The organism is Devosia insulae DS-56, from assembly GCF_000970465.2.
In the GTDB taxonomy this organism is placed as follows: domain Bacteria; phylum Pseudomonadota; class Alphaproteobacteria; order Rhizobiales; family Devosiaceae; genus Devosia_A; species Devosia_A insulae.
This window is the reverse complement of the sequence record NZ_LAJE02000239.1, coordinates 1-9,336: the sequence shown is the minus strand read 5'-3', so window position 1 is coordinate 9,336 and position 9,336 is coordinate 1. Positions and strand designations below refer to the sequence as shown.

Genomic DNA, 9,336 nt, shown 5'->3' with positions numbered 1-9,336 from the left:
TATAACGACGTGGGAGGTCACGACGGGGCACGCGCGCGGCCGCGGCATCCCGGACACAGATCGGGAAACGACACCCGAGCGGGACCTGACCGTAGATGGTGCCGATGAAGTCGGCCACGGCCTGGCGCTGATCAATGGCACGCAGACCTCGACGGCGCTGGCGCTGGCCGGACTGTTCCGCGCGCACCGCGCCGCGCAGGCGGCATTGATCACCGGCGCCATGTCGACCGACGCCGCGATGGGCTCTTCCGCTCCCTTCCATCCCGATATCCACACCCTCAGGGGGCATCGCGGCCAGATCGATGCGGCGGCGGCGCTGCGCACGCTGCTCGCCGGCTCGGCCATTCGCGAGAGCCATGTCGAAGGCGACGAACGGGTGCAGGACCCCTACTGCATTCGCTGCCAGCCGCAGGTCGATGGCGCCTGCCTCGACCTGCTCCGCAACGCCGGGCAGACGCTGGAGATCGAGGCCAACGCCGTCACCGACAACCCCCTCGTGCTGTCCGATGGCAGCGTGGTGTCGGGCGGCAATTTCCACGCCGAGCCGGTGGCCTTCGCGGCCGATCAGATCGCCATCGCGGTGTGCGAGATCGGCGCCATTGCGCAGCGCCGCATCGCCTTGCTGGTCGATCCTGCTCTCTCCTACGGCTTGCCGGCATTCCTCGCCAAGCAGCCCGGGCTCAATTCCGGCCTGATGATTGCCGAGGTGACCTCGGCGGCGCTGATGAGCGAGAACAAGCAGATGGCCCATCCGGCGTCGGTCGACTCCACCCCGACCTCGGCCAACCAGGAAGACCATGTCTCGATGGCCTGTCACGGGGCGCGCCGGTTGCTGCAGATGACTGAGAACCTGTTCGGCATTATCGGCATCGAGGCGCTGACGGCGACGCAGGGCGTCGATTGCCGGGCGCCGCTGCAGACCGGCACCGAGCTGCTCAAGGTCCGCTCGGCGCTGCGTGCGGTGGTTCCCGAACTCGAGGAGGACCGCTACATGGCCCCCGACATCGCCGCCGCGGTGACGTTGGTCGCCAATGGCGGCCTCGCCAGCGCCATCGCACAGGGCATCCTGCCGGAGCTGGCGCACTGATGGAGATCTTCGAGCTCCACCGGGGCACCTCGCCCGTCATCCTGGCCTTCCCACATACCGGGACCTATGTGCCGCCTGCGATCTGGGATCAGCTAGACGACAACGGCAAAATCCTCGCCGACACCGACTGGCATATCCACCAGCTCTATCGCGCCCTGCTGCCGGGCGCCTCGACCATCCGCGCCACCCACCACCGCTATGTCATCGACGTGGGCCGCAACCCCACCGGCGCCAGCCTCTATCCGGGCCAGAACACCACCGGCCTCGTCCCCGAAACCGACTTCGACGGAATGCCGATCTGGAGTGAAGGCGAATACGCCGACGCGGCCGAGACGCAGCGTAGGCTGGCGGTGTTCCACGCCCCCTACCACACGGCGCTGGCCGCCGAAGTCGCGCGGGTCCGCGCGACGCATGGCGTCGCCATCCTGTTCGATTGCCACTCGATCCGCTCGAATATCCCGTTCCTGTTTCAGGGCAAGCTGCCGGATTTCAATGTCGGCACGGCCGATGGAACGTCCTGTGCGCCCGCCGTCGAGGCCGCCGTCCTTGACGTAGCCCGAAGCGCCGAGGGTTACACTTCCGTGCTCAACGGCCGCTTCAAGGGCGGCTGGACGACACGCCACTACAGCAACCAGGCCGGCGGCGTAGAGACGATCCAGCTCGAACTGGCGCAGGCGACGCACCTCGTCGCGGAAGCGCCGCCCTTTGCACTCGACCCAGGCAAGTCGGAACGCCTGCGCGCCCATTTGGGCGAAATGCTGCAGCGCCTCGAGGCGCTTGCCCCCTCTCTCGCGGAAGCACAGCCATGACCGATCCCCGCTACAACACTAGAGAAGTCCGTGCGCCTCGCGGCACCCAGTTGCGGGCCAGGAGCTGGCTCACCGAAGCGCCGCTGCGCATGTTGATGAACAACCTCGACCCCGATGTCGCCGAGAACCCCAACGAACTGGTGGTCTATGGCGGGATCGGCCGGGCGGCCCGCACCTGGCAGGATTTCGATCGCATCGTCGCGGCGCTGGAAGAACTCGAGAGCGACCAGACCCTGTTGGTCCAGTCGGGGAAGCCCGTTGGGGTGTTTCGTACCCACGCGGATGCACCGCGCGTGCTGATCGCCAACTCCAACCTCGTGCCGCATTGGGCGACCTGGGATCACTTCAACGAGCTCGATAAGAAAGGCCTGGCCATGTACGGCCAGATGACTGCCGGCTCGTGGATCTATATCGGCACCCAGGGCATCGTGCAGGGCACCTACGAGACTTTTGTGGAGGCCGGCCGCCAGCACTATGGCGGCAGCCTCAAGGGCAAGTGGATCCTCACCGCCGGCCTTGGCGGGATGGGCGGAGCGCAGCCGCTGGCCGCCGTCATGGCCGGCGCCTCCTGTCTGGCGGTCGAGTGCAACCCGGACTCGATCGATTTCCGCCTCCGCACCCGCTACCTCGACGAGAAGGCGACAACGCTGGACGAGGCGCTCGAGATGATCGCGCGCTGGACCAGAGCCGGCGAGGCGAAGTCGGTGGGCCTCCTCGGTAATGCCGCCGAAATCCTGCCGGAAATGGTGCGTCGCGGCATTCGCCCCAATCTCGTCACCGACCAGACCTCGGCGCATGACCCGATCAACGGTTACCTGCCCAAGGGCTGGAGCATGGCCGAATGGCGGGAGCGGCGCGAGAGTGCGCCCAAGGTGGTCGAGAAAGCGGCGCGCGCCTCGATGCGTGAGCATGTCGAGGCGATGCTGGCCTTCTGGGACCGGGGCATTCCGACGCTCGATTACGGCAACAACATCCGCCAGGTCGCCAAGGACGAAGGACTTGAGAACGCCTTTGCCTTCCCGGGCTTCGTGCCGGCCTATATCCGTCCGCTGTTCTGCCGCGGCATCGGCCCCTTCCGCTGGGCGGCGCTCTCGGGCGACCCCGAAGATATCTACAAGACCGACGCCAAGGTGCGCGAGCTGACGCCGGGCAATACGCATCTGCACAACTGGCTCGACATGGCACGCGAGCGCATCGCGTTCCAGGGGCTGCCGGCGCGCATCTGCTGGGTCGGTCTCGGTGACCGCCACCGGCTGGGCCTCGCCTTCAACGAGATGGTGCGCAGCGGCGAGCTGAAGGCGCCCGTGGTCATCGGCCGGGACCACCTCGATTCGGGTTCGGTGGCCTCGCCGAACCGCGAGACCGAGGCAATGCAGGATGGCTCCGACGCGGTTTCCGACTGGCCGCTGCTCAACGCGCTGCTCAACACGGCGTCCGGTGCGACCTGGGTGTCGCTGCATCACGGCGGCGGTGTCGGCATGGGATTTTCGCAGCATGCCGGCATGGTGATCTGTGCCGACGGCACCGACGATGCGGCGCGCCGACTGGAGCGGGTGCTGTGGAACGATCCGGCGACCGGCGTCATGCGGCATGCTGATGCCGGCTACGAGATCGCGCTCGACGTGGCGCGCGAGAAGGGGCTCGACCTCCCCGGCATTCTTGGCTGAGGCCGTAATGCGGCTCATCCGGTTCCAGGACTTGCCGGTCACGCCCTGGCGGAATGGCGGCGGCGTCACTCGCGAGGTTGCCGCCCGCCACGACGCCGGGGCCGGTTCGGACTTTCTGTGGCGCCTCAGCATCGCCACGGTCAATGCCGACGGCGCGTTCTCGAGCTTCGCCGGGATCGATCGGACGATTGCCATGCTCGCCGGGCGCGGCATGGCCCTGCAGTTACCGGACCGCACGGTCTCCCTGGGCACCGAGAGCGAACCGTTCGCGTTCGCCGGCGAGGCACCGGTGCACGCCAAGGTCCTCGAAGGCGAGACCACCGATCTCAATGCGATGACCCGGCGCGGGGTGTTCACGCATGCTATGCGCAGGCTGCCCTCGGATGGCCGCCTGTCCATCGAAGGTACGGCCGACGAGACGGTGCTGGTCTTTGGCGGCAGGACGGTGGTCGAAGGGCTGGGCGAGACGCTTGTGGCCGACCGGTTCGACGCACTGCTGGGCATCGCGCCTGGACAGCGCATCGCCGTCACCCCGGAGCCCGGCGCCCCGACCTACCTGATCCAGTTCTTCCGATCCCAAGCGGAACAGAAGGACTCGAAAGAGCGCCCGGAAACCCCTATGAGTTAGTCCAATTCGGACAACAGGACTCGAAGTAACGATGACGGCACGAATCTACCGGCCTGCGCCCAATGCCATGCAGTCCGGCCGGGGCAAGTCCAAGGAATGGATCCTGGTACATGAGCCAGCCGCGGCGCGCGAGATCGAGCCGCTGATGGGCTACACCTCGAGCACCGATACGCGGGCGCAGATTCGCCTCACCTTCGATACTCTCGAGGAAGCCGAAGCCTATGCGCACAAGAACGGCATCGCCTACCAGGTGCTGCCTGATCACAAGCCGACGGTGAAGCGCACCATCTACTCGGACAATTTCCGCGCCGATCGCAAAACGCCCTGGACGCATTAGCGAGATCAGGAAAAGTTGCAGACTTTTCCGGTTCGATCTCGCGACAAACAAGGATTGGAACTGGAGTGCGGTTCAATGAAGCGCAATCCTGCTCCAGGGGGACTGCGGCGATGAGGACTGTCCTCCGCCGCGCCCTGTTGCTGCTGTCATTTCTGGCCGGGCTCGCTCCGGCCGCAACGCTGGCGGCCCCTGCCCTGTGGCGGGTCAGTGATGCCGACAGCTCCGTCTGGCTGTTCGGCTCCATCCACATTCTCGACAAGGACCGGGACTGGCGGACGCAGCGCTTCAATGCAGCGCTCGCCGAGGCCGACCACGTCTATTTCGAGATGGTGCTGGATATGGATGCCTACGCCACCCTCACCCGGCTTTCGATGCTTTACGGCAGGAACCGGGACGGGCGGCAGCTCAGCGACTACCTCACAGGCGAGCAGCAGGAGACACTGCAGGCGTTTCTCGACGACCACGGCTTACAGCGCGAAATGATCGAGTCGATGCGGCCATGGCTGGCCGACCTGACGCTGATGAGCCTGACGCTGGCGACGGGTAATGGCGGCGAAAACGCAATGACGCAGCAGGCCGGCGTCGAGCTGGTGCTGCTCGATGAGATTGCCGAGGAGCGGCGGCGCGAACTGGAGACGGCGGAGACGCAGTTCCGGATGCTCGCCGGACTGCCCGATGACGAACAGGTCAGCGCACTGATGCGCACCATCGCGGCCAGCGAAAGCCCCGACCAGGCGCTGGGCGCTTTGGCCGAGCTGTGGCACGCCGGTGACGTCGAGGCGCTGGCGCGCACGATGAACGCGGCGCTCGGGCCGATCGACTCGCCGATTTACCGGCGTCTGCTCGCCGACCGCAACCGCCGCTGGAGCACTGAGATCGCTGAGATGCTGGCGAGCAACGAGGATGCCATGATCATCGTCGGCGCGGGACATCTCGCCGGCCCGGTCGGGGTGCCGACGCTGCTCAGTGAGGCCGGCTTCAAGGTCGAGCGCATGGACTATTCGGTGGCGCCCCCTGGTGCGGCCGGTCGGCCGAGCCGGCGCCGGTAACAGCATGGATCAGGTGCTGGTGTTGATCGCCGTGGGCGCGGCGCTGGCGGGCTTCGCGCAGGGTGTCTCTGGCTTTGCCTTCGCGCTGGTATCGCTGTCGGTATGGGCATGGGGCGTCGATCCCAAACTGGCCGTGGTGCTGTCGGTATTCGGCTCGCTGGTCGGGCAACTGGTGACGCTGCCCTTTGTCTGGCGCGGCTTCAGCCTCAAGGCGGCGCTGCCCTTGATCATCGGTGGGCTGATCGGCGTGCCGATCGGGGCGCAACTGGTGGGCGCGGCTGACCCCAACCTGTTCAAGTTCGGGCTCGGGCTGTTTCTCATTGCCTATTGCCCATTGATGCTGCTGCTCAAGCCTGACCTCCAGTTCAGCTGGGGCGGGCGCGTGGCCGATGCGGTGAGCGGCTGGATCGGCGGGGTGCTGGGCGGCATGGCCGGGATCTCGGGTCCGGTGCCGACGCTGTGGACGACATTGCGCGGCTGGAGCAAGGACGAGCAGCGCGGCGTGCTGCAGGGCTTCAACATCGCCATGCATACGGCAACGTTGACGGTCTATCTGATTGCCGGGACGATCGAGATCGAGATGCTCGGGGCGCTGGCGCTGACCGGGGTGGTGCTGGTGCCGTTCGCCATCCTCGGCGTGCTGGTGTTCAAGCGGCTGACCACGGTGGGGTTCCGGCGCGTCGTGCTGGTCGGGCTGACCGCGTCAGGACTTGTGCTGATCTGGGGTGCGGTGGCGGCTTGGGTGTAGGTCAATAAGGCGTCCTGCCCCTCACCCCGACCCTCTCCCCAGCGGGGAGAGGGGGCGATGTGGCACTGCAGGTGCAAAGTGCGTCCCCTCTCGCCTGCGGGGAGAGGGTCAGGGTGAGGGGAAGGAGCATTGCAAGCTCAGACCTCGCTGAGCTTGGTCCACTTGCCGTCGGCCTTGGACGAAGCGACGGAGGCCATGATGAACTCCATGCCCTCGACGCCATCGGCAAGGCTGGGGAGCAGCCCGGCGACATCTTTACCTTCGCCGCGGATCACCTGGGCGAACTGGCTATAGAGCGTGGCGAAGGCTTCGAGATAGCCCTCGGGATGCCCGCCCGGAATGCGGACGTTCATCGAGGCGGCGGGCGGAGCGGAGATGGCGCCGCCGCGGGTCAGCAGTTGCTTGGGTTTGCCGAACTCGGTGATCCACATGTAGTTCGGGTTATCCTGCCGCCACTCGAGGCCGGCCTTCTCGCCATAGACGCGCAGCTGCAGGCCGTTCTCCGAGCCCACTGCGACCTGGCTGGCCCACAGCATGCCCTTGGCGCCGCCCTGGAACCGGAGCTTGATCTGCACGTCGTCGTCGAGCTTGCGCCCCTTGACGAAGCTGGTGAGCTCGGCGCTGACCGCCTCGGTCTTCAGTCCGGTGATGAACCGCGCGAGGTTATAGGCGTGGGTGCCGATATCGCCGATGGCGCCGCCGGCGCCGGAGCGCTTCGGGTCGGTACGCCAGCTCGCCTGCTTGTTGCCCGGGTCGGCAGCGTTGGTCAGCCAGTCCTGCGGGTACTCGACCTGGACGACGCGGATCTTGCCGAGGGCGCCCGACTTCACCAACTCACGCGCCTGCCGCACCAGCGGGTAGCCGGTGTAGTTGTGGGTGAGGAGGAATTTTGCGCCCTTTTTCGGCTTGATCGCGGCGAGCGCGCGCGCGTCGTCCAGCGTCGAGGTCAGTGGCTTGTCGCAGATGACGTGGATGCCGGCTTCGAGGAAGGCCTTGGCCGGGCCGAAATGCACGTGGTTGGGCGTGACGATGGAGACCGCCTGGATGCCGTCCTTGCGGGCGGATTCCTTGGCCGCCATCTCCTCGTAGGAGGTGTAGATGCGATCCTCGGCGAGGCCGATGTTCTTGCCGCTCTCGAGCGCCGTCGCCGCGTTGGACGACAGGGCGCCGGCGACCAGTTCATAATCGCCGTCGATGCGGGCGGCGACACGGTGGACGTAGCCGATGAAAGCACCGGTGCCGCCACCGACCATGCCCAGGCGAATGCGCGGAGCGCCGTTCTCTGCCATTTTCTTACTCCCTCAGTTCTATTGGCCTACCCCCCTCACGACGTCACCCCGGCGCAGCCGGGGTCCAGCTTGAGATATCTCAGGATGGATCCCGGCCTGCGCCGGGATGACACCGTGGGTGCGGGAAAAGCGGTGCTTAGCTCAGACCGAGAATCTTGCGGTTGGCCGCCTTGTCGGTGCCTGACGCAGCGAAGTCGTCGAACGCCTTCTCGGTGACATTGATGATGTGGCTCTGAATGAACGGCGCGCCTTCTGCCGCGCCCTGCTCGGCCGACTTGATGGCGCATTCCCATTCGAGCACCGCCCAACCGTCAAAACCGTAGGCGCTGAGCTTGGAAAAGATGCCGGCGAAATCAACTTGGCCATCGCCGAGCGAGCGGAAGCGCCCTGCCCGGTTCACCCAGGACTGGAAGCCGCCATAGACGCCCTGCCGGCCGGTCGGGTTGAACTCGGCGTCCTTGACGTGGAACATCCGGATCCGCTCGTGGTAGAAATCGATGTACTGCAGGTAGTCGAGCTGCTGCAGCACGAAGTGGCTGGGATCGTAGAGCAGGTTGGCGCGCGGGTGGTTGTTCACCCGCTCGAGGAACATCTCGTAGGTGGCGCCGTCGAACAGGTCCTCGCTCGGATGGATCTCGTAACAGACGTCGACGCCGTGCCTGTCGAACTCGTCGAGGATCGGGGTCCAGCGGCGGGCCAACTCATCGAAGGCCTCTTCGACCAGCCCAGCCGGACGCTGCGGGAACGGGTAGAGATAGGGCCAGGCCAGCGCACCAGAGAAGGTGGCGTGCGCCTTGAGGCCGAGATTCTTCGATGCCGCGGCGCAGGCCTTGAGGTGCTTGACCGCCCACTCCTGGCGCGCCCTGGGATTGCCGCGCACTTCCGGGATGGCGAAGCCGTCGGACAGCGTGTCATAGGCCGGATGCACGGCGACGAGCTGGCCGATGATGTGGCTGGCAAGCTCGGCGATCTCGAGCCCATGGCTCTGTACCGTGCCCTTCACTTCGTCCGCATAGGTTTTGGAGGTCGCTGCCTTCTCGACGTCGACGAAATGCGTCAGCCAGGTTGGGATCTGTACGCCCTTGTAGCCGAGGTCGGCCGCCCAGGCGCAGATGTGGTCGAGCGTGTCGAACGGGGCCTTGTCGCCCGCGAACTGGGCGAGGAAAATCGCCGGCCCTTTGATGGTGCGCATCAGAATACCTCCCTTGGACGGCGCGGTTCCGCCGCCACTACGTGCACGTACCTCAGATCAGTCCGGACGCCCTGCCCGCTTGGAGTTCCGCATGTGGATGGAGCCGGGCCGCCGCTGACATGTCGGCAGCTACCTTCATGCTCGGCTCGGAACTGTCAAGGTGACGGTGAGTGGAAACCGCCAGGGGTCCCGGCCTTTGCTCAGGCCCCAAGACTCTCGAGCACCAACCGCTCGATGCTATCCATCACCCAGACCAGTCCGGCGTCGGTCAGGCCAGCGCGCGGCGCAACCAGGTGGACGAAGCTGGGATTGCCCTGATCGAACGGCACGGGTGCGGTGCCGAGGCCGAAGCGGCGCGCATAGCTGCCGACGACGACCAGCGGGATGGTGCCGATGAGGTCGGTCTCGGCGATGGCGGCCAGCGCGATGATGAAGTGCGTCACCGTGAGTTGCACCCGCCGGGTGCGGCCGAGCGCGGCAAGCACATCGCTGGTGTAGCTGCCAAGGTCACCGCGCGCCGAAACCATGAC

General features: G+C 66.3%; 10 protein-coding genes. 7 read left to right on the top strand and 3 right to left on the bottom strand.

Annotated elements, in window-relative coordinates; translation table 11 throughout:
* The 7 genes from VW23_RS17205 to VW23_RS17175 all read left to right on the top strand — a co-directional run.
* On the top strand, positions 1–1,087 hold a 1,087-nt coding region (locus tag VW23_RS17205), incomplete at its 5' end, for an aromatic amino acid lyase (RefSeq protein WP_176730423.1).
* Positions 1,087–1,896, top strand: coding sequence for an N-formylglutamate deformylase (gene hutG / locus VW23_RS17200; protein ID WP_069910777.1), 810 nt, complete (start codon positions 1,087–1,089; stop codon positions 1,894–1,896). The genes VW23_RS17205 and hutG, both read left to right, overlap by 1 nt.
* Positions 1,893–3,563, top strand: coding sequence for a urocanate hydratase (gene hutU, locus VW23_RS17195; protein ID WP_069910776.1), 1,671 nt, complete (start codon positions 1,893–1,895; stop codon positions 3,561–3,563). Before hutG ends, hutU begins: the two co-directional genes overlap by 4 nt.
* A gap of 7 nt (positions 3,564–3,570) precedes the next feature.
* Positions 3,571–4,191: a HutD/Ves family protein gene (locus tag VW23_RS17190; protein ID WP_069910775.1), complete on the top strand. Its 621-nt coding sequence runs from the start codon at positions 3,571–3,573 to the stop codon at positions 4,189–4,191.
* A 31-nt stretch (positions 4,192–4,222) separates the two neighbouring features.
* Positions 4,223–4,528 (top strand): ETC complex I subunit, encoded by a 306-nt coding sequence (locus VW23_RS17185; protein WP_069910774.1) that lies wholly within the window; start codon positions 4,223–4,225, stop codon positions 4,526–4,528.
* A 110-nt stretch (positions 4,529–4,638) separates the two neighbouring features.
* On the top strand, positions 4,639–5,577 hold the full coding sequence (locus tag VW23_RS17180; protein WP_084646261.1) for a TraB/GumN family protein: 939 nt from the start codon (positions 4,639–4,641) through the stop codon (positions 5,575–5,577).
* On the top strand, positions 5,546–6,325 hold the full coding sequence (locus VW23_RS17175; protein ID WP_084646260.1) for a sulfite exporter TauE/SafE family protein: 780 nt from the start codon (positions 5,546–5,548) through the stop codon (positions 6,323–6,325). The genes VW23_RS17180 and VW23_RS17175 overlap by 32 nt, the downstream gene beginning before the upstream one ends.
* A 137-nt stretch (positions 6,326–6,462) precedes the next feature.
* Here the strand turns inward: VW23_RS17175 and VW23_RS17170 are convergent, their stop codons facing one another.
* The 3 genes from VW23_RS17170 to VW23_RS29040 all read right to left on the bottom strand — a co-directional run.
* Positions 6,463–7,614 (bottom strand): Gfo/Idh/MocA family protein, encoded by a 1,152-nt coding sequence (locus tag VW23_RS17170; protein ID WP_069910772.1) that lies wholly within the window; start codon positions 7,612–7,614, stop codon positions 6,463–6,465.
* A 136-nt stretch (positions 7,615–7,750) separates the two neighbouring features.
* Positions 7,751–8,806, bottom strand: a complete 1,056-nt coding sequence (locus tag VW23_RS17165; RefSeq protein WP_069910771.1) for a sugar phosphate isomerase/epimerase family protein — start codon at positions 8,804–8,806, stop codon at positions 7,751–7,753.
* A 200-nt stretch (positions 8,807–9,006) separates the two neighbouring features.
* On the bottom strand, positions 9,007–9,336 hold a 330-nt coding region (locus tag VW23_RS29040), incomplete at its 5' end, for a type 2 periplasmic-binding domain-containing protein (protein WP_483088801.1).

What these genes read in the sequence shown, in the direction of transcription:
- hutU (WP_069910776.1), top strand. Translation starts at nt 1,893, where the DNA reads ATGACCGATCCCCGCTACAACACTAGAGAAGTCCGTGCGCCTCGCGGC.
- VW23_RS17165 (WP_069910771.1), bottom strand. Translation starts at nt 8,806, where the DNA reads ATGCGCACCATCAAAGGGCCGGCGATTTTCCTCGCCCAGTTCGCGGGC.
- VW23_RS17185 (WP_069910774.1), top strand. Translation starts at nt 4,223, where the DNA reads ATGACGGCACGAATCTACCGGCCTGCGCCCAATGCCATGCAGTCCGGC.
- VW23_RS17180 (WP_084646261.1), top strand. Translation starts at nt 4,639, where the DNA reads ATGAGGACTGTCCTCCGCCGCGCCCTGTTGCTGCTGTCATTTCTGGCC.
- hutG (WP_069910777.1), top strand. Translation starts at nt 1,087, where the DNA reads ATGGAGATCTTCGAGCTCCACCGGGGCACCTCGCCCGTCATCCTGGCC.
- VW23_RS17170 (WP_069910772.1), bottom strand. Translation starts at nt 7,614, where the DNA reads ATGGCAGAGAACGGCGCTCCGCGCATTCGCCTGGGCATGGTCGGTGGC.
- VW23_RS17190 (WP_069910775.1), top strand. Translation starts at nt 3,571, where the DNA reads ATGCGGCTCATCCGGTTCCAGGACTTGCCGGTCACGCCCTGGCGGAAT.